General features: G+C 71.1%; 23 protein-coding genes and 1 pseudogene. 8 read left to right on the forward strand and 16 right to left on the reverse strand.

The features are described 5' to 3' along the window. Positions 1 to 171: 171 nt before the first annotated feature. The 5 genes from AB0H93_RS40945 to AB0H93_RS40965 form a co-directional block, all read right to left on the reverse strand. Positions 172 to 954 carry a putative hydro-lyase gene (locus AB0H93_RS40945; RefSeq protein ID WP_132488082.1) on the reverse strand — a complete coding sequence of 261 codons (783 nt, stop codon included), beginning with the start codon at positions 952 to 954 and terminating at the stop codon, positions 172 to 174. A 153-nt stretch (positions 955 to 1,107) separates the two neighbouring features. Continuing rightward, positions 1,108 to 1,989, reverse strand: a complete 882-nt coding sequence (locus AB0H93_RS40950) for a biotin-dependent carboxyltransferase family protein (RefSeq protein WP_358581538.1) — start codon at positions 1,987 to 1,989, stop codon at positions 1,108 to 1,110. Continuing rightward, positions 1,986 to 2,597 (reverse strand): allophanate hydrolase subunit 1, encoded by a 612-nt coding sequence (locus AB0H93_RS40955; RefSeq protein WP_358581541.1) that lies wholly within the window; start codon positions 2,595 to 2,597, stop codon positions 1,986 to 1,988. Before AB0H93_RS40955 ends, AB0H93_RS40950 begins: the two co-directional genes overlap by 4 nt. Continuing rightward, a complete protein-coding gene (locus AB0H93_RS40960) occupies positions 2,597 to 3,358 on the reverse strand; it encodes a 5-oxoprolinase subunit PxpA (RefSeq protein ID WP_358581544.1) in 762 nt (253 codons plus the stop codon). Before AB0H93_RS40960 ends, AB0H93_RS40955 begins: the two co-directional genes overlap by 1 nt. A 7-nt stretch (positions 3,359 to 3,365) precedes the next feature. Continuing rightward, a complete protein-coding gene (locus AB0H93_RS40965) occupies positions 3,366 to 4,586 on the reverse strand; it encodes an NRAMP family divalent metal transporter (protein WP_358581547.1) in 1,221 nt (406 codons plus the stop codon). A 178-nt stretch (positions 4,587 to 4,764) separates the two neighbouring features. Here AB0H93_RS40965 and AB0H93_RS40970 point away from each other — a divergent pair, with 178 nt between their 5' ends. Then, positions 4,765 to 5,466, forward strand: a complete 702-nt coding sequence (locus AB0H93_RS40970) for a GntR family transcriptional regulator (RefSeq protein ID WP_358581550.1) — start codon at positions 4,765 to 4,767, stop codon at positions 5,464 to 5,466. Between the two features lie 41 nt (positions 5,467 to 5,507). Then, positions 5,508 to 6,224: a maleylpyruvate isomerase family mycothiol-dependent enzyme gene (locus AB0H93_RS40975; protein WP_358581648.1), complete on the forward strand. Its 717-nt coding sequence runs from the start codon at positions 5,508 to 5,510 to the stop codon at positions 6,222 to 6,224. 174 nt (positions 6,225 to 6,398) lie between these two features. Here AB0H93_RS40975 and mshB read toward each other — a convergent pair whose 3' ends face one another. After that, a complete protein-coding gene (mshB, locus tag AB0H93_RS40980; RefSeq protein WP_358581650.1) occupies positions 6,399 to 7,223 on the reverse strand; it encodes an N-acetyl-1-D-myo-inositol-2-amino-2-deoxy-alpha-D-glucopyranoside deacetylase in 825 nt (274 codons plus the stop codon). Positions 7,224 to 7,384: 161 nt separating this feature from the next. On the opposite strand from mshB, the gene AB0H93_RS40985 reads away from it, so the two are divergent. Beyond that, on the forward strand, positions 7,385 to 8,317 hold the full coding sequence (locus AB0H93_RS40985) for an endonuclease/exonuclease/phosphatase family protein (protein WP_358581653.1): 933 nt from the start codon (positions 7,385 to 7,387) through the stop codon (positions 8,315 to 8,317). A 79-nt stretch (positions 8,318 to 8,396) separates the two neighbouring features. Here AB0H93_RS40985 and AB0H93_RS40990 read toward each other — a convergent pair whose 3' ends face one another. The 6 genes from AB0H93_RS40990 to AB0H93_RS41015 form a co-directional block, all read right to left on the reverse strand. Then, positions 8,397 to 9,134, reverse strand: coding sequence for an SRPBCC domain-containing protein (locus AB0H93_RS40990; RefSeq protein WP_358581552.1), 738 nt, complete (start codon positions 9,132 to 9,134; stop codon positions 8,397 to 8,399). 5 nt (positions 9,135 to 9,139) lie between these two features. Beyond that, a complete protein-coding gene (locus tag AB0H93_RS40995; protein ID WP_358581656.1) occupies positions 9,140 to 9,553 on the reverse strand; it encodes a VOC family protein in 414 nt (137 codons plus the stop codon). Beyond that, on the reverse strand, positions 9,553 to 10,146 hold the full coding sequence (locus tag AB0H93_RS41000) for a helix-turn-helix domain-containing protein (protein ID WP_358581555.1): 594 nt from the start codon (positions 10,144 to 10,146) through the stop codon (positions 9,553 to 9,555). The genes AB0H93_RS40995 and AB0H93_RS41000 overlap by 1 nt, the downstream gene beginning before the upstream one ends. Positions 10,147 to 10,230: 84 nt before the next feature. Further along, positions 10,231 to 11,187, reverse strand: coding sequence for a DUF3048 domain-containing protein (locus AB0H93_RS41005; protein ID WP_358581558.1), 957 nt, complete (start codon positions 11,185 to 11,187; stop codon positions 10,231 to 10,233). Between the two features lie 72 nt (positions 11,188 to 11,259). Then, a complete protein-coding gene (locus AB0H93_RS41010; RefSeq protein WP_358581561.1) occupies positions 11,260 to 11,829 on the reverse strand; it encodes an NAD(P)H-dependent oxidoreductase in 570 nt (189 codons plus the stop codon). A gap of 64 nt (positions 11,830 to 11,893) precedes the next feature. Further along, the gene (locus AB0H93_RS41015) at positions 11,894 to 12,727 is read right to left on the reverse strand and encodes an arylamine N-acetyltransferase (protein ID WP_358581564.1); all 834 of its coding nucleotides are present in this window, start codon (positions 12,725 to 12,727) and stop codon (positions 11,894 to 11,896) included. Positions 12,728 to 12,880: 153 nt separating this feature from the next. On the opposite strand from AB0H93_RS41015, the gene AB0H93_RS41020 reads away from it, so the two are divergent. From AB0H93_RS41020 to AB0H93_RS41030, 3 genes are all read left to right on the forward strand, one after another. Further along, a complete protein-coding gene (locus AB0H93_RS41020; protein ID WP_358581567.1) occupies positions 12,881 to 14,416 on the forward strand; it encodes an altronate dehydratase family protein in 1,536 nt (511 codons plus the stop codon). A 178-nt stretch (positions 14,417 to 14,594) separates the two neighbouring features. Continuing rightward, positions 14,595 to 15,038: a hypothetical protein gene (locus tag AB0H93_RS41025; RefSeq protein ID WP_358581570.1), complete on the forward strand. Its 444-nt coding sequence runs from the start codon at positions 14,595 to 14,597 to the stop codon at positions 15,036 to 15,038. A gap of 66 nt (positions 15,039 to 15,104) precedes the next feature. Next, positions 15,105 to 15,863, forward strand: a complete 759-nt coding sequence (locus tag AB0H93_RS41030; RefSeq protein WP_358581573.1) for a hypothetical protein — start codon at positions 15,105 to 15,107, stop codon at positions 15,861 to 15,863. Between the two features lie 4 nt (positions 15,864 to 15,867). Here the strand turns inward: AB0H93_RS41030 and AB0H93_RS41035 are convergent, their stop codons facing one another. Then, entirely contained in the window at positions 15,868 to 16,206 is a 339-nt protein-coding gene (locus AB0H93_RS41035) for a hypothetical protein (RefSeq protein ID WP_358581576.1), read from the reverse strand. Between the two features lie 163 nt (positions 16,207 to 16,369). Further along, positions 16,370 to 16,819, reverse strand: a complete 450-nt coding sequence (locus tag AB0H93_RS41040; RefSeq protein ID WP_358581579.1) for an Lrp/AsnC family transcriptional regulator — start codon at positions 16,817 to 16,819, stop codon at positions 16,370 to 16,372. Positions 16,820 to 16,969: 150 nt separating this feature from the next. Here AB0H93_RS41040 and AB0H93_RS41045 point away from each other — a divergent pair. Next, positions 16,970 to 20,416 (forward strand): annotated as a pseudogene (locus tag AB0H93_RS41045) (indolepyruvate ferredoxin oxidoreductase family protein); the annotation flags it as partial. 60 nt (positions 20,417 to 20,476) lie between these two features. Here AB0H93_RS41045 and AB0H93_RS41050 read toward each other — a convergent pair. Further along, positions 20,477 to 20,935 (reverse strand): GreA/GreB family elongation factor, encoded by a 459-nt coding sequence (locus AB0H93_RS41050; protein ID WP_358581582.1) that lies wholly within the window; start codon positions 20,933 to 20,935, stop codon positions 20,477 to 20,479. Positions 20,936 to 21,067: 132 nt separating this feature from the next. Continuing rightward, complete coding sequence (locus tag AB0H93_RS41055; RefSeq protein WP_358581585.1) at positions 21,068 to 21,793, reverse strand: Clp protease N-terminal domain-containing protein; 726 nt, start codon at positions 21,791 to 21,793, stop codon at positions 21,068 to 21,070. A 603-nt stretch (positions 21,794 to 22,396) separates the two neighbouring features. On the opposite strand from AB0H93_RS41055, the gene AB0H93_RS41060 reads away from it, so the two are divergent. Then, positions 22,397 to 22,600, forward strand: a complete 204-nt coding sequence (locus AB0H93_RS41060; protein ID WP_093273004.1) for a cold-shock protein — start codon at positions 22,397 to 22,399, stop codon at positions 22,598 to 22,600. Positions 22,601 to 22,620 lie beyond the last annotated feature (20 nt).

A 22,620-nucleotide genomic window follows, 5' to 3' on the forward strand; every position in this document is an offset into this window, starting at 1 on the left:
GCCCACAACGTCGCCATCGACCTGCACCGCGGCCGGCGGGCCCGGCCGACCGAGGTCGGCTTCGACGGCGAAGCGCTGGCGAACACCGCCGTGCAAACCGGCGCCCGCCACGCGTGCGGAGCGCCGGTTTCGCGCGAAAGCGGCGATTTCACCCGATCCGGGAGGCGGCGGTCACGGGACCAGGAAGCGGCTGTCCCGGGCGTCGGTGATCGCCATGTAGCCGGGCGCGTGGCCGATGGCGAACGGCGGCCTGGACCGCATCACGGCCGCCTGCGGCGTCACCCCGCAGGCCCAGAACACCGGGATCTCGCCGGGCCGGATCTCCACCGCGTCGCCGAAGTCGGGCCGGTCGATGTCCTTGATCCCCAACGCTTCCGGCGCGCCGATGTGCACCGGGGCGCCGTGCACCGCCGGGTAGCGGGAGGTCACGCGGACCGCGGTGGACACCAGTTCCGCGGGCACCGGCCGCATCGACACCACCAGCGGCCCGGCCAACCGGCCTGCCGGGCGGCATTCCCGGTTCGTCCGGTACATCGGGACGTTGCTGCCCGCCTCGATGTGGCGCACCGGGACCTCGGCCTCCAGCAACGCCGCCTCGAAGGTGAAGCTGCAGCCGATCAGGAACGACACCAGGTCGTCCCGCCACAGGTCGGTGACCTCGGCGCGCTCCTCCGCCAGCTCGCCGTCCCGGTAGACGGTGTACGCGGGCAGGTCGGTGCGCAGGTCGCCGGCGAAGATCGACATGCTGGTCTCGCCCGGCTCGGTCACGTCGAGCACCGGGCACGAGCGCGGATTCCGCTGCGCGAACAGCAGGAAGTCGTAGGCGTACTCGCGGGGCAGCGAGATGAGGTTCGCTTGCGTCCAGCCCGCGCTGTAACCCGAGGTGGGCACGCGCAGGCCGGCGCGGAACTCCGCGCGGGCCTGGTCCGGCGACATCGCCTGCGGCTGCGTCATCGAATTCTCCCTACTCGAGCAGTGAAACTCCGCCCGTTGTTCATTTGTGAAGCGCCGGAGGCGCTTTGCAAGTCCTCGAGACCTGCCCACCCGTCGAGGGCCGCGTACCGGACGGAGATCCCGCAGTCCAGTCCGAGGTTCCGCCCCGCACCGCTACGAAGGACGGGTCCGGAAACCCTTTTTCAAGCGGAAGCGAATCCGCTGCCCGGGACGCGCCTGGGCGGCTGCGTCGAGGTCGGCGGCGGCGACCACGGCGATCACCGGGTAGCCGCCCGTCACCGGGTGGTCGGCGAGGAACAGCGTGGGCCGCGCCGACGGCGGCACCTGCAGCGCGCCGGCGACCATGCCCTCGCTGGGCAGTTCCTCGGTGCGGCTCCGGTCCAGCGCCGGGCCGTCCAGCCGCATGCCGATCCGGTTGCTGTCGGCGGTGACCTCGTACGGCTTGCTGACCAGGGTGGTCAGGGCGTCGTCGACGAACCAGTCGTGACGCGGTCCTGGCGCCACGCTCAGCACGATCTCGTCGGCCGGGCACACCGCCACCGGTGCGACGTCCACCTGCGGGAACCGGTCGGGCGGCGGGCCGACCGGCAGCACCGCGCCGCCAGCCAGCGGCTGCGGCCCGAGCCCGGCGAGGACATCGGTGGCGCGCGAGCCGAGCACCGGCGGGACGGCGACTCCGCCGCGCACCGCGAGGTAGCTGCGGAGCCCGCAACCGGGCACGCCCATCCGCAGCTCGGCGCCGGCCGGGATCCACAGCACCGAGTTCACCGCCGCGCCGCGACCGTCCACAGTGATCGGACAGGGCGCACCGGTCACCGCGGCCGTGAGGTCGCGGGTCGCGCGGACCGCGAGCCCGCCGAACGTGACCTCGATGGCCGCGGCGCTCTCGTCGTTGCCGACCAGCCTGTTGGCCAGCCGGAAGGAACCGGCGTCGGCCGCGCCAGAGCGGCCGACGCCGATGCCGGCCAGGCCCGGTCGCCCGAGGTCCTGGATCGTCGCGAGCGGGCCCGTGGCCAGGATTTCCAGGCAGCTCATGCGACCTCCAGGAAGCGCACCCGCACGCCGGGCCGCAGCAGCGCGGGCGGATTTCGGTCGACCCGCCAGATCTCCAGGTCGGTGCGCCCGATCAGCTGCCAGCCGCCGGGCGATTCGCGCGGGTAGATGCCGCTGAACGCGCCCGCGAGGCCGACCGATCCCGGCGGCACCTTGGTCCGCGACTCGGTGCGGCGCGGCACCACCAGCTCCACCGGGCCACCGGAGAGGTAGCCGAAACCGGGCGCGAACCCGCCGAAGGCGACCATCCACTCCGCGCTCGTGTGCCGGCGCACCACTTCGCGCTCGGTCAGACCTGTCAGCGACGCGACTTCCGCGAGGTCGGCGCCGTCGTAGACCACCGGCACCTCCACCAGCTCACCGCTGGCGCGCGAGCCGTCGCGGGGCTCGGCCGCACGCACCGCCGCCTCGACCGCGCCGATGTCGGCGCGCTGCGGATCCAGGTGCAGCAGCAGTGTCCGGGCCGCCGGGACCAGGTCCGTGACGCCCTCCGGCGGGTTCTCGGCGAGGACGGCGAACAGCGCCTGCACGGCTTCGAGATCGGCCAGCTCGATGAGCAGCCCCGAATCGGCGCACCGCAGGAATCGCATCACAGACCTCGCGCGACGAACGGCGCCAACGTCACTCCTCCGGCCACCAGCCGGTCCCGCACCGCCTCGGCGATGGCCACCGCGCCCGGGCTGTCGCCGTGCACGCAGATCGAATCGGCGTCGATCTTGATGTCGGAGCCGTCGATCGCCTTGATCGGCTCGCCTGCGGCCAGCCGCACGCAGCGGTCCGCGATGACGTCCGGATCGTGCAGCACGGCGCCGGGTTCGCGGCGCGACACCAGGGTGCCCTCTGGCGTGTACGCGCGGTCGGCGAAGGCCTCGCGGAACACCTGCAGCCCGGCCCGCTCGGCCCGGGCCAGCCACTCGGAGCCGGGCAGCCCGAGCACCGCCAGCGACGGGTCGTAGGCACGCACCGCGTCGACCACGGCGGCCGCCTGGTCGGCGTGGTGCACGATCGCGTTGTAGAGCGCACCGTGCGGCTTGACGTAGCCGACCTCGGTGCCCGCGACGCGGGCGAACCCGGCCAGCGCGCCGATCTGGTAGATCACGTCGTTGGCCAGCTCCACCGGCGGCACGTCGATGAACCGGCGGCCGAACCCGGCCAGGTCCCGATAGCTGACCTGGGCGCCGACCACGACGTCCAGCTTCGCGGCCTGCTCGACGGCATGGCGGATCACCGTGGCGTCCCCGGCGTGGTAGCCGCAGGCGACGTTCGCGCTGGTGACGATCCGCAGCAGCGCCTCGTCGTCGCTGAGCTCCCAGCGGCCGAAACCCTCCGCGAGGTCCGAATTGAGGTCCATGCCCACCTCACTTCCACAGCGCGGCGATGCCGCCGAGCGAGTTGAATCCCAGGTACAAGGTCAGCAACCAGGCGAGCACACCCACGACCAGCAGCCAACGCGGGTACCGGTATCCGCCGAGCAGGTCCCGCCGCTTGGCCGCCACGAACATCAGCACGCCGAAGCCGACCGGCAGGATCAGGCCGTTGAGCGCGCCGGCCAGCACCAGCAGCGTCGTCGGCGCCTGGTCCAGCAGCAGGAACACCACCGCCGACACCGCCACGAACGCGACAACCATCCAGTTGCGGGCGCGGGCCAGCTTCGGCGAGAAGGTGACCAGGAACGACACCGAGGTGTAGGCGGCGCCGACGACCGAGGTGATGCTGGCGGCCCAGAGGATCATCCCGAACAGCCGCAGGCCGACCTCGCCGGCCGCGTGCTGGAAGGCCTCCGCGGTCGGGTTCGACGAGGCCAGCGTGACGCCGCCGGCCACGACGCCGAGCACCGCGAGGAAAAGCACCAGCCGCATCACGCCGGTCACCAGCAGCGAGACGACGGAGCTGCGGCTGACGTCGACGATCCGCTCCGGACCGGTCACGCCGGCGTCGACCAGGCGGTGCGCGCCCGCGTAGGTGATGTAGCCGCCGACGGTGCCGCCGATCAGGGTGGTGATGGACAGGAAGTCGACCTCCGACGGCCACACCGCCTGGACCAGGGCCTGGCCGACGGGCGGGTGGGAGGAGAAGGCGACGAACGCGGTCAGCAGGATCATGACCACGCCGAGGACCACGACGATGCGATCCATCGCCACCCCGGCCTTCTTGCTCAGGAAGATCCCGATGGCGATGACGGCCGAGAGGGTGCCGCCGATCTTGGCGTCGAGCCCGAACAGCGCGTCGAGGCCGAGCGAGGTGCCGGCGATGTTGCCGACGTTGAACACCAGCCCGCCGAAGACCACCAGCGCGGCCATCACGTAGCCGAGGCCGGGCACCACGCGGTTGCCCAGGTCCTGCGCCCGCATGCCGGACACGCCGATGACCCGCCACACGTTCAGCTGCACCGCGATGTCGACCAGGATCGACACCAGGATGGCGAAGGCGAAGGCCGCACCGAGCTGGATGGTGAACTGCGTCGTCTGGGTGATGAAGCCGGGGCCGATGGCGCTGGTGGCCATCAGGAAGACCGCGCCCAGCAGGGTGCTGCGCCTCGCCGTCGACGACTTGCCGTCGGCCGTGGTCGTCTGAGCCATGGCACCTCCGATCAACTCAGAACACCGGCCGTTCGCCGGTGACAGGGGGTCTCGCGTTCGGGCCGCTGAGCGGCAGTTCCGGTCAAGATAGTGAATTGTTGAACAATTCTGCAATACCTCGTTCGAAGCTGTCTCGTTACACTCAGATCAACTGCCGGGCACGTCGTTGGGAGCTCGATTGACCACCGCGGACCCGTGGGCGGAACTGCTCACGGCCGACCGATCGCTGTTGGACCGCACCAGCACGGCCGAACGAGTCGCCGACGTGCTGCGGCAGCGCATCATCGACGGCGCGCTCGCCCCGGGCACCCGGCTTTCCGAGGAAACCGCGGGCAAGGCGCTGGCGGTCTCCCGCAACACGCTGCGCGAGGCGTTCCGGCTGCTGGTGCACGAGCGGCTGCTGGTGCACGAGTTCCACCGCGGCGTGTTCGTCCGGGTGCTCAGCGCCGACGACGTGATCGACCTGTACCGGATCCGCAGGCTGCTGGAGACCAGCGCGGTGCGCCGGGCCGGCGCCGCGGCGCCCGAGCTGGTGGCGGCCGTGGACCGGGCGGTGACCGATGGCGAGCGGGCGGCCGAGGACGAGCGGTGGAGCGACGTCGGCACCGCGAACATGCGCTTCCACGAAGCGCTGGCGGCGATGGCCGCCAGCCCGCGGGTGAACGAGACGATGGGACAGCTGCTGGCCGAGCTGCGCCTCGCGTTCCACGTGATGTCGCACCCGCAGGAGTTCTACGAGCCCTACCTGGCGCTCAACCGGACGATCGCGGACCTGATCACCGGCGGCTCGATGGAAGCGGCGGCCGACCGGCTCGACGAGTACTTCGACGAGGCCGAGACGCAGCTCGTCGAGGCGTACAAGACCTACAACTCGCACTGACTGCGCCCCGCGGCGGGACGGGTCTAGGATCCTGGCGCGTGATGCCTCCGTTGCACGCTGTCGCGCAGGGCCATCGTCGACTCCGCGAAGCGCTCGCCGCGCTGACCGATGATCAAGTCGCCGCGCCGTCGCTGCTCCCCGGGTGGAGCCGGGGCCACGTGCTGGCCCACCTGACCGACAACGCCCGAGCGTTCGCGCGGGTCTCCGAGCTCGCGTTGCGCGGCGAGCTGGTCGACGCCTACGACGGCGGGCAGGCCGAACGCGACGCGATCATCGAAGGCCTCGCCGCGAGCAGCGCCGACGAACACCGGTCCGCCATCGCCCGGCACTCCGCCGCGCTGGAAGCGGTGTGGTCGCAGGCCACCGCCGAAGACTGGGCGCGCCCGGTGCGGTTCCGCAACGGCGACCTGGGCGGGCTCGTGCACATGCGCTGGCGGGAGGTGTGGATCCACCTGGTGGATCTCGACCTGGGCATCGGCCCGCAGGAGTGGAGCGACGAATTCTCCTGCCACGCGGTCGATTTCCTGATTCCGAGGTTGCCGGCGGGCGTCGTCCTGCGGCAGGCCGACGGCCCGCGCCGGTGGACGACCGGCGACGCCGACGGCCGTCCCGAGATCAGCGGCCGGGCCCGCGACCTCGCGGCCTGGCTCGCGGGCCGGACGCCGGAGCGCTCGCCGCTCGGCCCGCTGCCGGACCTCGGCCCCTGGCCCGCGCACCCGGCCCCGATCCCGGACCAGCAGCGCCACACTCCCCGGTGACGCCCGATTCCGCCTGAAATCGGGAACTTCGTCGAACCTCGACAGGTCGGGAGTCCCCGATTTCGCCTGAAATCGGGGAGTTCTCGGCACCAGCGGTGCCGGGCTTCCCGAAGGGCGCCTGATTTCGCCTGAAATCGGGCGCCTTCGGGGTTGCCGGTGCTGGGGGGCGCCTCGTCAGGCGAGGCCTGCGAAGAGGTCGGATTCCCAGTCGTAGGTGCCGGATCCGGGGCCTCGTTCGCCGCGGACCAGCAGGTAGTGCTCCATCGCGAACTCCGGGCGCGACACCAGCTGGGCGAAGAACCCGCCGTCGTCCAGGTTGACCTGGCTGCGGTAGTGCCGCAGTGCGGCGGTCTTGATCGCGTGGAAGTCGCGACCGTCGACCATCGCCGTGAGCTCCTCGTCGGGCACCGTGTACGGCTCGAAGCCCTCGACGCCGGCCTCCTCGACCTGCTTGAGGATCGAACGCGGCAGCGTCGTCCAGTACACCTTCGACACCTGCCACGGCTCGCCGAGCTCCGGCGCGTAGTCCGGGTCGGCCGCCGGCTCGATGGAGGTCATCACCGCGCGGTGCGCGCCGATGTGGTCGGGGTGGCCGTAGCCGCCGAACTCGTCGTAGGTGATCACCACCTGGGGCCGCTCCGCGCGCAGGATCTCGACCATCGCGCGGGTGACGTCCGCGGGATCGGCCTTGGCGAAGGAACCGTCCGCGTCGTTGCCCGCCTCGCCCGCCATGCCGCTGTCCCGCCAGCGACCCGGGCCGCCGAGCCAGTGGTGCCGGACGTCGCCGTACTCCGCCAGCGCCGCGCGGATCTCCCCGCGCCGGTGCTCGCCCAGCGCATCGGGTTCTCCGCGCAGATGCGCGAGATCGTCGACGATCACCTCGCCGAGCTCCCCGCTGGTGCAGGTCACCAGCGAAACCGATGCGCCCTCCGCGAGGTACCGGGCCATCGTGGCGCCGGTGGCGGTGGATTCGTCATCGGGGTGCGCGTGAACCAGCAGCAGGCGGCGATCGCTCATGAGCACGAGCCTAGCCACGGTCACCGACAGCAGGCGGCGATCGCCGACCTGGTCACACCCGCAACTTGCCGCGGAATTCCGGCAATGTTCGCCTTCCGGTCAACCATTCCCGGCCGATCGGCGGCGAGGATCTCGATCAGACGATCAAGGAGGCAGCAGTGTCTGGTGTTACCCGACGAGGAGTTCTCGGCATGGCCGGAGTCGCGGCGGTCGCCGGCGTGCTCGGCACCGGCGGTCAGGCCGTCGCGCAACCGGGCGGCGAGGCGCTGATCGGGCCCGCGCGCGGCGATCGGCTGCACGTGATGACCTTCAACATCCGCCTCGACACCAAGGCCGCGCCGCCGAACCCCGACGCCTGGACCACCCGCCGCCCGATCCTCGCCGAGCTGCTCAACACCGAGCAGCCCACTCTGCTCGGCGTGCAGGAAGCCTTGTACAGCCAGGTGAAGGAGGTCCGGGCGGACCTCCCGCGGCACTACGACTGGATCGGGCTGGGCCGCGAAGGCGGCGGCCGCGGCGAGTACATGTCGATCTACTTCGACACCCGCCGGGTCGAGCCGCTGGACTACGACCACTTCTGGCTCTCCGACACGCCGAACGTGATCGGCTCGAAGAGCTGGGGCAACAACGTGGTCCGGATGGTCACCTGGGTGCGCTTCCTGGACCGCCGGACCGGCCGCGAGTTCGTCCACGTCAACACGCACTTCGACCACCAGTCGGAGGAATCGCGCCGTCGCAGCGCGCAGCTGGTGCGCGACCGGATCGCCGGTTTCGACGCCGCGCTGCCGGTCGTGCTCACCGGCGACTTCAACACGCCCGCCGAGACGTCGGAGTCCTTCAAGATCCTGACCGGCGGCGGGCTGGCCGACAGCTGGGCGACGGCCGCCGAGCGGCTCACCCCGGCGTGGGGCACCTTCGGCGCCTACAAGGAACCGGTCGAGGGCAAGGAGCGGATCGACTGGCTGCTGCACAACGGGCGATTCCGGGTGTTGCAGGCCGCGATCAACACCTACCGCAGCAACGGCTACTTCCCGTCCGACCACCTGCCGGTCCACGCGCTGCTCGAATTCGCCTGATCCGCGCGCGAGAGCCGTGGGTCTTCCGGTCGCCGTTGCGGCCCGGAAGACCCACGGCCTGGCCGGCCGAAGGCGGACTTCATCGCCCGGTGATGCGGTCGAGCCAGGACTGCCAGGCGGCGCTGCGGGACTCGCGGTCCACCGCGACGCCGTAGAAGTACTGGGTCGTGCTCACCATGTGGTGCAGATCGTCGGCCATGAAGCGGTAGAGGCCGTGCTCGGTGCGGATGCCGAGCAGCGACTCGTCGCGCAGGTCCACCACGCCCTCGATGGGTTCGAGCCCTTCCGGGGTGAGGCGCACCTGTTCGCCGAGCGCCGGATCCGCGCCGAGCCGCGCGATCAGGTCCGCCCACACCGCTTTTCCGGGCCGGTCGGTGAACCCGGTGGCGACCACGTTGGCCACCGGCAGCCCGGGGAAGTGCCGGAAGTACTCGGCGAGGTTGTGCAGGAACAAGTCCCAGCCCTTGCCGAAGCCGTCGTACTCGGCCTCCCAGTCGTCGCCGCCGAAGAATCCACTTTGGACGAGCCGGAGCACGGTGGTGCCGCCCGCCCTGCCCTCGACCAGGAACTCGATCGTCAACGAGGGTTCGCCGTCCGGGCCGGGCGCGCCGTACACGACCCGCCTGCCCGGCTCCCGCTCCAGCACCTGGCCTGCCTGGGTGTTGCCGCCGCCGAAGTCCGCCTCGATCTCCTCGCCCGCGTGCTCGTGCGGCACGAACCAGACCGACATGCCCTCCGGGGTGGAGATCGCCTGCCAGACCTGTTCCGGGGTGGCGGCGAGTTCGATCTCCTTCGCCAGCCGCCGGCGCTCGTCCACCGCGATCAGCCCTGCTGGACGAGGATGATGAGGTTGCCGCAGGTGTCGTCGAACACCGCCTGCACGCCGAAATCGGTCTTCGTCGGCTCCTGGGTGAACTCGACCCCGAGTTCCTTCATCCGCGCGCAGTCCTTCTCCAGGTCCGTGCTGCCGAGCATGGTGAACGGGATGCCCGCGTCGTAGAGCGTCTTCTTGTACACCTGCCCGGCCGGCTTGCCGTCGATCTGGATCCCGGGGTTGCCGTCCGGTTCGAGCAGCAGCTCGACGCCGTCCGGCGCGTCGGGCGAGACGACGGTCAGCCACTTGGCGTCGCCGGCCGGGATGTCGGTCTTCTTCACGAAGCCCAGCACGTCGGTGTAGAACGCCAAGGCCTTGTCCTGGTCGTCGACCAGGATGCTGGTAACCGGAACGAACATGATCAACTCTTCCCTTCTCGTCGGACCGTCGGATGCACAGCGACCACGATCCGGTGCGCCCGCCCCTCGGCCGCGGACTCGTCGTGGTACTTCGAGATCAGCGATGTCACCGCCCCGGACAGCTCCTCGGCGAACGCGGCGCGGTCGGCCGCGGAGGCGAACCGGACCTCGCCGTCGATGGCGAACGTCGCGAGCCGCTTGCGGGCCTTTGCCGCGCCCGCGATCAGCTCGCCCACGTCGCGCACCAGCCGCGCGGCCACCGCGAGCAGCCAGCGCGCGGACAGACGGTCGCGGGACCGCGCGGGATCGGGCTCGACCGCCGCCAGGACGCTCGGCGAGATCACGTACGAGACCGCGGTCGCCCGCAGCACGCGCTCGGTGAAGTTGCCCTTGCGCCGCTCCTCGACCAGCTCGACCAACCCATGCCGCTCCAGCTCGCGCAGGTGGTAGTTGACCTTCTGCCGGGTCAACCCGACCTTCTGCGCGAGCGTGGTCGCCGAGCCGGGTTCGGCCAGTTCGGCGAGCAGCCGGGCGCGCACCGGGTCCAGCGAGACCTCGGCCGCCCCCGGATCGTCGATCACCGCCACATCGTGCATGTCAACACCGTCCCATTGACAAATTTTTTTGTCAAGACGAGCGCTTCCTCACCAGCGCCTGCTGATCAGTCAGGAATTACTTGCTCAGACGGGGACCAGGACGATCCAGACCTGGCCGGGCGCGAACGGGATCGGCTCGCCCGCCGGCGTGGTGTAGGCGGTGCCCACCTCGGGGATCGGCCGGGACCAGCGGGCCTCGAACGAAAGGCCGTCGCGGAGCACCAGCGCGCGCCCCTCCCCGATGGTTTCCGCGAACGGCGACACGTTCCCCACCACATCGCGGAACGGCGAGGCGGACACGGGGACTTCCTGGAGCACCACCGTGCTCGCGCCGAGCCGGCCGCTGTCGGCGGCCGAGTACGGGCGGCCGTCCATCGACACCAGCCATCGCCGATCACCCGGCGACCAGGTGAAACTCACGCGCGCGGCCCGGTATGCGACCTCCTCCCGGTCCGCAGGCACGCCGCCGGGAGGGGCCGCGCCGAACAGCAGCCGGGCGTTCGGCGACCAACCCGCTCCCACCGGAAGCCGGGCCGGGCGCACGAAGAGGTTGTGCGGCGCCTGGCCCGGCCCCCGGAAGTACGCACCGGGAACGCTCGCCTGCGAGGCGTCGTTCACCGGCGCCCGCCCGATCTCCGGCAGGAGTTCCGGTGCCGCGCCGGAGAACGCCAGCGTCGGATGCCCGAACTGGGGCAGCAGGCGCAGGTCGGTCTGCCGGGCGCTGCGCACCGGACCCACCACCGGCGGCAGGCTGGACGCGAAAACCGCTATCAGCCTGCTGATTCCCGCCTCGACCGGTTCGACGAAGACCACGTCGGCCGCGCCGATCCCGGTCGGCGGGCGGGCCGGCGGCGAGTTGTCCACCTTGACCGCGAGCACCGGCGGCCCGGCCGGCGGAGGCGGCGGTGGGGGCTCGGGCGGTGGCGGCGGGGCCGGCTCGGCGATCGGCACCGTCAGCGTTCCGGTGGGTTGCAGGGCCAACCCGCCGAGCACGACCGCCAGGACGGTGACCAGGGTTCCGAACACGCGCAACCACCACATCGCCCCTCCACGACGGCAGCCGTCCGCTGCCGGGTAGCTTCGCGCGCCCCGGCAGCCACGACAAGGGGCCGATCAGCGGTACGGACGCCGATCCCGGGCTTCCTTCGTCGCGCGCGCCCACCAGACGACCTGGTCCAGCATCAGCTTCGCCGCGCCGGCCGGGCCCATCTCGTCCTTGGGGTTGCCGGACTCGTCGAAGCACTCGTAGACGCCGTGGAAGCTCACGGTTTCGCGGACGGTCACGGCATGCAGCTCGGCGAAGACCTGGCGGAGCTGCTCGACCGCCCGCAGGCCGCCGGAAATCCCGCCGTAGGAGACGAATCCGACCGGCTTGGTCTGCCACTCGGCGTTGGCGGTGTCGATGGCGTACTTCAGCGATGCCGGGTAGCCGTGGTTGTACTCGGGGGTGATCACGACGAATGCGTCCGCGGCGGCCAGCCGGCCGGCGTACGCCGTCAGCTGCGGGGTGAGGCCGGCCGGGTGCACCGCGGGGAGTTCGAGCTCGGCCAGGTCGATGACGTCGACGTCCAGTTCCGGGTGCTGCTTCGCCAGGCCGGCGAACCAACCGGCCACCGTCCCGGCGAAGCGACCCTCCCTGGTACTGCCGACGATGATGCCCAGTCGCAACAGGTCTTCGGACATTTTCGCTTTCCCTTCAGGATGACTGCCTTGCGGGACCATCCTGAAACCTCGACATTACTCGAAGTCAACTCTCGTTGTCCGCAGTGGACCCGTGCCGTGCCCGGAGCGCGTCGAACTCGGCGTCGCTCAGCCGCACGTCGAGGTCGCGCAGGACGGGTTCCAGCTGGTCGACGGAGATCTTGGTGACCTCCACATCGCCGCCGGGACGCTCCACCGTGAGCTCGTCGCCGACCAGGCGGCGGCTGATCCCCCGGTCCAGCCGCATGACGACCAGCTTGCGACCGAACGGCGACCGGGGATGCGTCGAGATGAAGTGGTGCGCCACCTCGTAGTCGCTGAAGTGCTGCGGCATCTCGTCGGAGGAGTGCAGCGCTTCCCAGCCTTCCGCGGTCTCGATCTCCAGCGTCCACAGTGCACCCTCGCGGACCAGGCGGTGCTTCCAGCCGGCCTGGTCGACCAACGCCCCGTCCTCGAACGGCATCGGCGTGAACAGGTTCGCGCCGAAGCCCACGTCGGCCAGGTGATCGGTGCCGTCGACGCGAACCCGGAGCATCGCGTGGGTCCGGAAGCCGAACTGCCGCGGCCGGGTCCGCGCCATCCGGCGCTCCACGTCGAACCCCAGGTTCTCCAGCACCGCCGCGAACAGCAGCGCGTGCTCGTAGCAGTAGCCGCCGCGGCCGCGCCGGACGAGCTTGTCGTTGATGTCGGGCAACGCGACCCCGGGGTGCTGCCCGAGGATCACGTCGATGTTCTCGAACGGGATGGCGCGCACGTGCGCCTCGTGCAGCGACCGCAGCGCCGCCGCCGACGGCTCCACCCGCGGGTGCCCGAGCCGGTCCAGGTAGGCGCCGACGTCGACAGTCCCGATCTGCCATTCGTCGTGCTCGTTCTCGCTCATGCCCCAAGCCTGGCAATTCGACCGCGCCGGAGGTCAAGGCGCAGATCCGGGATTTCCGGCGGAACGGGCGCGGATCCCGTGCCGTTGACACCGAACGCGAGCCGCAAATACGGTATATCAACCGGTGTTCGAAATACCAGACATGGAGCGGGCATGCCGAACATTCCGACCCTCATCCACCTGCGCGACGAGGACGACGTCGCCATCGCCGGCGCCGACCTGGGCGCGGGCACCGAAACCAGGGTCGGCGGCGGCGCGGTCGTGCTGCGCGCGGACGTGCCGCGCGGGCACAAGGTGGCGGTGCACGACATCGCGGCGGGCAGCGCGGTGCGCCGGTACGGCCAGGTGATCGGCTTCGCGGGCCGGGACATCGCCGCCGGGGAGCACATCCACCTGCACAACCTCGAATACCGCGAGTTCGAGCGGGCCTACGAGTTCGCCGTCGACGCCCAGCCCGAACAGCTCCTGCCCGCGGACCAGCGCGCCACCTTCCAGGGCTACGTCCGCTCCGACGGCAAGGTCGGCACCCGCAACTACCTCGGCGTGCTCACCAGCGTCAACTGCTCGGCGACCGCGGCGAAGCTCATCGCCCAGCAGATGCGGTTCTCCGGCGTGCTGGACGACTTCCCGAACGTCGACGGCGTCGTCGCGCTCACCCACGGCACCGGCTGCGGCATGGCCCCCGACGGCGAGGGCATCGACGTGCTGCGGCGCGTCATGCGCGGCTACCTCACGCACCCGAACTTCGCGGGCTTCCTCGTCCTCGGCCTCGGCTGCGAGGACAACCAGATCGTCAAGCTCACCGAGGACGTCGAGCTGCGCAGCGGCCTGCCGGTCGTCACCGCCACCATCCAGGAACTCGGCGGCACCACCAAGACCGTCCGCGCGGGCGTCGGCCGGCTCACCGAGCTGCTGCCCGAGGTCGACAAGGTCGAGCGCACCGCGGTCCCGGCCAGCGAGCTCGTCCTCGGCACCAACTGCGGCGGTTCGGACTCCTACTCCGGCATCACCGCCAACCCCGCGCTCGGCGCGGCGGTCGACCGGCTCGTCGCGCACGGCGGCACCGGCATCGTCGGCGAAACACCCGAGATCTACGGCACCGAGCACATGCTCGCCCGCCGCGCCGCCAGCCGCGAGGTCGGCGAGAAGCTCCTGGACAAGATCGCCTGGTGGCAGGACTACACCGCCAAGAACGGCGGTTCGATGGACAACAACCCCTCCCCCGGCAACAAGGCGGGCGGCCTGACGACCATCCTGGAGAAGTCGCTGGGCGCAGTCGCGAAGGGCGGCACCACGACGCTGCGCGACGTCGTCGACTACGCCGCCCCCGTCACCAGCAAGGGCTTCGTGTTCATGGACACGCCCGGCTACGACCCGGTGTCGGTGACCGGGATCGTGGCGGGCGGCGCCAACGTCGTCTGCTTCACCACCGGCCGCGGATCGGCGTTCGGCTGCTCCCCCGTCCCGAGCCTCAAGCTCGCCACCAACACCCCGCTCTACGAGCACATGAGCGAGGACATGGACATCAACGCGGGCAGCATCATCGACGGCGGGACCACCGTCGAGGAGCTCGGCGAGCAGATCTTCGACCACGTGCTGCGCGTCGCCTCCGGCGAGCACACCAAGAGCGAAGACCTCGGCTACGGCGAGGAGGAGTTCGTCCCCTGGCACATCGGCACCGTCATGTGACGGCCCCGGGCCCCGTCAGGGAATTCCCGAGCCAGGCTCGGGGAATCGCCCGGATGTTGCGGGGCGGCTGCGGCACGAGCATGGCTGGCGACCGAAGAAAGCCCCGCCAGTGACAGGGACTTCCATGCACACCGCAACGCCAGCGCGGAAATACGCGCCCACCGGGTGGACCCGTCCGTTGCAGGTCACCACCGCCATCTGCGCGGTGGTGTTCACCATCGGCACAGCACTGCAGAACTTCGTCATCGTCGACCTCGCGATGCTCGAACGCACCATGCAACTGGCCGGAATGACGGCCGAGCAGGCCACCGAAAGCGCACCCGGATTCCTGCTCGGCTTCCGCACCGTCGGCTGCCTCTACATCCTCGGCAACGCCATCGGCCTGCTCGCCCTGCGGGGCCGGACCTGGGTCTTCTGGGCGGTGCTGGCGGTGAACCTGACGCAGGCCGCGGGCGTGGTGGCGATCCCGCCGGAGGTCTTCCAGGCCTCTGTCGAGGAGTTCGGGGTCGCCGGGGTGATGCCGTCGGTCATCACCGATGGCGGCGCGCTGCTGCTGGGCCTGGTGCTGCTCGGCTTCCTGATCCGCTTCCGCTCCCCGTGGGCGCAGCGCAGAACCGCCTGATCAGCGGCATCGCGTCGCACGGTTGGGCCTTACTCGACGCGCCACGCGCTGGCTAGATTCGAAAACATGAGCGAATTACCGCAGGCGGGTGGTCGCGAGCACGAGTACTGGTTCGACAGCGACTACGCCCAGTTGATCGAAGCGTTGCGGCAGGGCGACGACCTGGCCGACATCGCCGCGGAGTTGCAGCGCAGCGTGCGCGCCGTCGAAGGCCGGCTCAGGTACCTGATCCCCGGCGATGCCGTGCGGGGCGCGCGGGCCAGGGAGGACTGGCTGCGCGCGAAGCTCGCCGAAGAGCCCGACTACGACTGGCGCGCCGTCGCGCTGCGGAACTACGCCGCCGAGGAGCGGCGGTACTGGGCCGCGACCGACGAGCGCGAGCTCATCGCGGGCTGGCGGCGGCGAACGTTCCTGCCGGCGCTCGCGGAAGGGCTGCGCGCCTCGGACTTCCAGGTGGCGCGGCACCTCTGCCGCCTCGGCCTGGCGGCCTCGGTGACGGACGTCGTCGAGCACCTCGGCGCCGCGCCCGGCAGCACCACCGAGATCCGCGCCCGGATGCACGCCGACCGGGCCGCGGCGGCGGTGTGGGTGCTCGTGGTGGATGGCGAGGGAACGCGGATCCCGCTGTTCGACGGGCAACGGCGGCACATCTCGCTGCACACCGGTTTCGACGACGCGCAGCGGCGCCTGGACCAGCTGCTCCGCCAAGCCGGACGCCACCACCGCGACGAGCTCCGCTGGAGCCTCGCCGAGCGCACCATCGGCGAGGACGCGCACGGGGCCACCCACCACGACCTGACCCGGCCGCCGGCGGTGGCCGGCTGACGGCTCAGGCGAGCAGGTGGGGGCACTCGTCGGGTTCGCCGAGCGGGCCGGGCCAGTCGAGGGAGTGCCAGAAGCCCAGCGCCTCGGTGCTGCGTTCGATCGGCGCGGTGCTCCACCGGTAGTCCGGCCAGGTGCGCCGCAGGAGGTCGATCGCGAGCGTCGCCAGGCCCCGCCGCCGGCAGCGCCGGTCGATGCGGATGTACTCCACGACCGCGACCCGGCAGCCGTGGCAGATCCGCAGCTCCAGGTCGCCGACGACGAGCCCGTCCAGCCGGATCTCGACGCCCGGCGGACCGGTGGGCAGCAACGCCGGCACGGCGGCCAGCTCAAGATCCCCGACCATGTGATCAGGATGTGCGGTCCACGCCCGTTTGTCTCGCCGAACCCGGATTCCGGCGGAAGTCGGCGCCCCGAAGCCGTGCCACCTGGTCACGTGGGCCGTGCGTACTTCGCGTCGCTATGGCAACCAAAAGTGCGCACGGGTGACCCGCGGGGAGACGTTCCGATCAGCGGCGGCCTCGTTGCCAGGAGTCCAGCGCGATCAGGGTCTTGGTGCTGGTGACCCGGTGGCTCCGGCGGATCTCGTCGATGGTGCGCTGCAGGTGCGCCATGTCCCGGACCCGCAGCCACACCAGCGCATCCGGGTCGCCCGCGATCGTGAACACCGCCTGCGCCTCGGGCATCCGGGTCGTCGTCTGGATGATCTCGTCCACGCCGCTGGTGCCCAGGAACCGCAGCTCGATGAACGCCTCGACGGCCCAGCCGAGCTTCGCGTGATCCACCTGCACGGTGTACCCGCGGATCACGCCGGCCTCCTCCAGCCGGTCGATCCGCCGCTTCACGGCGGCCGTCGACAGCGTCACCCGGCCGGCGATGTCCGACAGCGTCCGCCGCGCGTCCTCGCGCAGCAGAGCCAGGATTTCGTGATCTGTCGCATCGAGCGTCGGGTCGGCCATGGACCGCGATGTTACGCAAAATTCGGGCGTCCGACGGCATCTGCACCACCGAAGTTTGCGTGGTTCCCGCAGTTTCTGGTCTCGGTGTTGTGCGCCACACCGCACATCCGCTGAAGTGTCGGCGATCACGATCCGCGTGCCCGAGCGAGGGAGTTCGACATGGCCGCCTTCACCCTGGACGACCGCTACCTCCAGGAGTCGGGGACCGTCTACGTGACCGGGGTGCAGGCCCTGGTGCGATTGTTGTTCGACCGGATCCGGCACGACCGCCGCCACGAAATGCGCACCGCTGCGTTCGTCTCCGGCTACGAGGGTTCGCCCCTGGCCGGGTTCGACCTGGAGCTAGCTCGCCGCGCGAAGCTGCTCGCCGACCACGACGTGGTCCACCGGCCGGGCCTGAACGAAGAGCTGGCCGCGACGTCGGTGATGGGCAGCCAGCTCACCGAGGGGCTCGGCACGCAGCGCCCGGACGGCGTCGTCGGCGTCTGGTACGGCAAGGCGCCGGGCCTGGACCGGGCCAGCGACGCGCTGCGCCACGCCAACCTCGCGGGCACGAATCCGCGCGGCGGCGCGGTCGCGCTGATCGGCGACGATCCGAACGCGAAGTCCTCGACGGTTCCGGCGGCCTCGGAGGCGGCGCTCGCGGACCTGGCGATGCCGGTGTTCTTCCCGGCGGACTCGCAGGACCTGCTCGACTTCGGGCTGCACGCGGTGGAGCTGTCGCGGGCCAGCGGGTTGTGGACGTCGATCAAGGTGGTCGCCAACGTCGCGGACGCGGCCGGCACGGCGGTCGTGACGCCGGACTGGGCCGCGCCCGAGATCCCGGCCGAGCTCAAGCCGTACTCGCACCGCCCCAGCGCGCGCCTGCTCGGCGCCGAGCTCGCCGGGCTGGAGCACAGCCTGCACAACCGGCGCCTGCCGCTGGCGGTGGAATACCTCCGGCGCAGCGGAGTCAACCGGGTGGTGCGCTCGGGCCCGGCGGACCGGATCGGCATCGTGGCGGCCGGTAAGTCCTATTTGGACATCCGGCAGGCGCTGCGGGCGCTCGGCCTCGGCGAAGCGGAGCTGGCTGCCTACGGGATCCGGCTGCTCAAGCTCGGCGCGATCTACCCGCTCGACCCGCAGCTCATCCGGGACTTCGCGACCGGGTTGACCGAGATCGTCGTGGTCGAGGAGAAGCGCTCGTTCCTCGAAACGGCCATCAAGGAGGTCCTCTACGGCCAGCCCGACGCCCCGGCCGTCCACGGCAAGAAGGGGCCGGACGGCGGGACGCTGTTCACCGAGCTCGGCGAGCTCGACCCGGACCGCATCGCCAAGGGCCTGGCCGGCCGGCTGACCGCGCACGGCGAGATCGAGCCGGTCAACGCCTGGCGGCAGCGCCGCCGCCGCGAGCGCATCGCCGTCCCGCTGCTGGCGCGCACGCCGTACTTCTGCTCGGGCTGCCCGCACAACTCGTCGACGAAGGTGCCGGACGGGACGGTGGTGGGCGCCGGTATCGGCTGCCACACGATGGCGCTGTTCATGGACGCCGACCAGGTCGGCGACGTCGTCGGCATCACGCAGATGGGCGGCGAGGGCGCCCAGTGGATCGGCATGGCCCCGTTCGTCGGCACCGAGCACTTCGTGCAGAACATCGGCGACGGCACCTTCACGCACTCCGGCAGCCTCGCCGTGCGCGCGGCGGTCGCCGCCGGGGTCAACATCACCTACAAGCTGCTGCACAACTCGGCCGTGGCGATGACCGGCGGTCAGGACGCGGTCGGCGCTCTGCCGCTGGCGCGGCTGACCGAGGTCCTGCTGCTGGAAGGCGTCGCCAAGGTGATCGTCACCAGCGACGCGCCGAAGCGGCTGACCGGCAAGCTGCCCCGCGGCGTCGAGGTCCGGCACCGCGACGATCTGCTGCGGGCGCAAGAAGAACTGGCCGCCGTCCCCGGCGTGACGGTGCTGGTCCACGACCAGGAGTGCGCGGCCGAGAAGCGCCGCAAGCGCCGCCGCGGCAAGCAGCCGACGCCGCCGGAGAAGGTGCTGATCAACGAGCGGGTCTGCGAGGGCTGCGGGGATTGCGGCGCCAAGTCCAACTGCCTCTCGGTGCAGCCGGTGTCGACCGAGTTCGGCCGCAAGACGCAGATCCACCAGTCCTCGTGCAACGTCGACTACTCCTGCCTGGCCGGCGACTGCCCGTCGTTCCTGACCGTGGTGCCCAGCGGCCGCACGGTGCGCCGCGAGATCAGCGAGGTCAGCGCCGGTGAGCTGCCCGAGCCCGAGCGCGGGACCGGCGACTTCACCGTCCGCATCACCGGCATCGGCGGCACCGGAGTCGTCACGGTCACGCAGATCCTCGCGACGGCGGCGGTGATCGACGGCCGGCAGGTCCGCACGCTCGACCAGATCGGCCTCGCGCAGAAGGGCGGCGCGGTGGTCTCCGACCTCAAGATCACCGCGGAACCCGTTGCGCAGGCGCCGAAGCTGGCCGCCGGCGAATGCGACCTGTACCTGGGTTGCGACTTGCTGGTGGCGGCCGACCCGGTGCACCTCGCGGCGGCCGACGCGGAGCGGACGACGGCGGTGGTGTCCACCACCGAGGTCCCGACCGGCCGGATGGTCGTGGACACCGCCGTCTCGTTCCCGGTGCAGTCCGGCATCCGCGCAACCCTCGACGACGCCACCGCGCGGGCGTTCTACCTGGATGCGCGCGGCCTCGCCGAGCAGCTGTTCGACGACGACCAGTTCGCCAACATCCTGCAGCTCGGTGCGGCCTACCAGGCGGGTTCGCTGCAGCTGTCGGCCGAGAGCATCGAGCGCGCGATCGAGCTCAACGGGACGGCTGTGGCGGCCAACATCCAGGCTTTCCGCCGCGGCCGCCAGGCGATCGCGGACCCGGACGCGCTGCAGGCCGAGATCACCCCGCCGCCGGCGGCGCCCCGCGAGCCCGGCCCGGCGGCACGGCGGGTGCGGGCGCTGGTCAAGGCCGCGGAGGGCTCGGAACTGGCGCGGCTGCTGGACATCCGGATTCCCGACCTCGTCGACTACCACGACGAGAACTACGCGCGCGCCTACGCGGAATTCGTCGAGGAGGTGCGCGGCCGCGGGGAGGACGCGGTGACCGAGGCGGTGGCCCGCAACCTCTACAAGCTGATGGCCTACAAGGACGAGTACGAGGTCGCCCGCCTCTCGCTCGACGAGCGGCTGCGGGCCGACATCGAAGCCCAGTTCGGCGCGGGCTCCCGGTTCGCGTTCCGCCTGCACCCGCCGGTGCTCCGCGCGCTCGGCATGAAGCGGAAGATCAGCCTCGGCCCCTGGTTCGGCAACGTGCTGCGGGTTCTGCGCGCGGCGCGGAAGGTCCGCGGCACCCGCCTGGACCCGTTCGGCTACGCCGAGGTCCGCCGCGTCGAGCGGGAACTGGTCGGCGAGTACCGGACGGCGATCACCAAGGCCCTGGCGACGCCGGACCACCCGGCGGTCCTGGAGCTGGCCGAGCTGCCGGACGTCGTCCGCGGCTACGAGGAGATCAAGCTGGCGAACGTCGAGACCTACCGCCGGCGCCAGGCCGAACTGCTCAGGTCGCTGGAAACCGCCGAGGTCGTCGCCGCGTCGTGAGCGGCGGAAGGGTGCCTCCCGCCCGGGCGGGAGGCACCCTTCCATCCACTGTGGATTCGCTCAGCCCGGCGGCCGGATGCTGACGACCTCGACGCTCGTCTTGCCTTCCGGCGTCGGGAAGCTGACCTTCTCCCCCGGGCGACTCCCGGCCACCGCCAGGCCCAGCGGGCTGTCGGAGGTGAACGTGGTGTCCTCCTCGCCGTCGGGGATCTCCTCCGGGATCGCCACGACGCGGTAGGCCTGCGTCGCGCCGTCGGGCAACCGCAAGGTCACCTCGGTACCGGCCGCCAGGCCCCGGACGTCGGACGGCCCGCCGGCGAGTATTCCTTCCAGTTCCGCGATGCGGTCGTCGATCGCGACGAGCTCGTCACCGCCCTGCAACTCCTGCGCGGCGTCGCCCCGGTCCCCGGACTCGTCGCCCTGCCTCAGCTCGTCGACCAACTGCCGCCGCCGCGCGCGCAACGTGCGGATCTCCTCGGTCAACCGAGCCCGACCCACCGCGGATTCCTCGCCACCCATGATCGATCCCTTCACCGGCACCCGACTGCCATCATCAGCGGTTGCCCGGCCGCGGGCGAGGCGAAACCGGCGGGCGCGGTTGCGGGGCCCGTTGGCATCCCCGCAGGCCAACGGGCTCCGCCGCCAGGTGGCTCACTCCTCCCGGGCGGCCACGATCGCGTCGAGCGCAGCGGTGATGTTGGCTTCGGCAGCGGCTTTCCCGATGCCCAGCCCGGAGAGCAAACCGGTGCCGTCCTCGTTCTCCAACAGCGCGAGCAGGATGTGCTCGGTGCCGACGTAGTTGTGCCCCAGCCGCAGCGCCTCCCGGAAGGTCAGCTCCAGCACCTTCTTCGCCGCGGCGTCGAACGGGATGAGAGGCGGCACTTCGTCGGCGGCAGGCGGCAGCGCCTCGGCCACGGACTCCCGGATGGTGTCCGGCGACACGCCCTGAGCGGCGATCGCCTTCGCGCCGAGCCCGTTCGGCTCGCCCAGCAGCCCCAGCACCAGGTGCTCGGGCCTGATCTCGACGCTGCCCGAGGTGCGGGCCTCGGCCTGCGACAGCACCACGACATTCCGCGCCCGGTCGGTGAACCGGGCGAATCCCTGGCTCATGTCGAGGCCGGCGTCGGCCTTCGGCACGAACCGCTTCTGGGCGGCCTGCTTCGAGACGCCCATGCTCTTGCCGATCTCGGTCCAGGAAGCACCGGACCGCCGGGCCTGGTCGACGAAGTGCCCGATCAGGTGATCGGCGACCTCCCCGAGGTGATCGGCGGCGATGACGGCATCGGAGAGCTGGTCGAGGGCGTCGGGGTGCGCCTTCTTGATGGCCTGGATCAACGCGTCCAGCGAAACGTGGTTGGAAACCTGCACCTTGTCCATGCGTCAACCATAGGTTGACGTTCAGTTGTCGTCAACCACGAGTTGACGATGATCCGGGAAGTCGCCGCCCCAGAGCACGGGCGAACGCCAGGGCCTCGGCGTCGACGGGTTCCGCCCGGGCGGCCGACCGGAGCCAAGCGGCAAGGGGCCCGGCCAGGGCAGGCGAAAGAGCGGCGATCCACCGAGCGCTCCCGGCCCGCGCCTCCGCGACGTGCTCGGTCGAGCCGCCACCGAGATCCGCAACGACATCCGGCCTGGTCGCGAGCAAACCCCCGACCCGCCAATCACCACCGGTCGAAACGGCGGCAAGCCGCTCAAGCGCCCCGGCCGCCCCCAGCAGCTCGTCCCGCCCACTCGCATCCACGCCCACATCATCCAGCCATCCGCCGAACCTGTCGGTCGCCGGGCACACAGCGGCCCCCGGAGGTGCTAATCTGACCTCGGTCGTATTGAATTCTGAGTTCGTGTTCTCGGCACGCTCGCAGGACGAGTTGCGGGCGAGCTTCTCCCTTTGGTTCAGCTGAAGTGGTAGCCGTCTGAAACTACGGCCCGGATTGCCGCACCGGCGGCGGTCCGTCTTCAGTTCCACAGAGGAGACAGTAAATGGCACAGGGAACCGTCAAGTGGTTCAACGCCGAAAAGGGCTTCGGCTTCATCGCCCCCGACGACGGCGGCGCTGACGTGTTCGTCCACTACTCGGCGATCGACTCCAGCGGCTTCCGCACGCTGGAGGAGAACCAGCAGGTCAACTTCGAGGTCACGCAGGGCCCGAAGGGCCCGCAGGCCAGCAGCGTCCGCCCGCTCTGAGCATCCTCAGACGCTAGCGG

This window comes from Saccharopolyspora sp. NPDC050642 (assembly GCF_040654735.1).
GTDB classification, from domain to species: Bacteria; Actinomycetota; Actinomycetes; order Mycobacteriales; family Pseudonocardiaceae; genus Saccharopolyspora; species Saccharopolyspora elongata.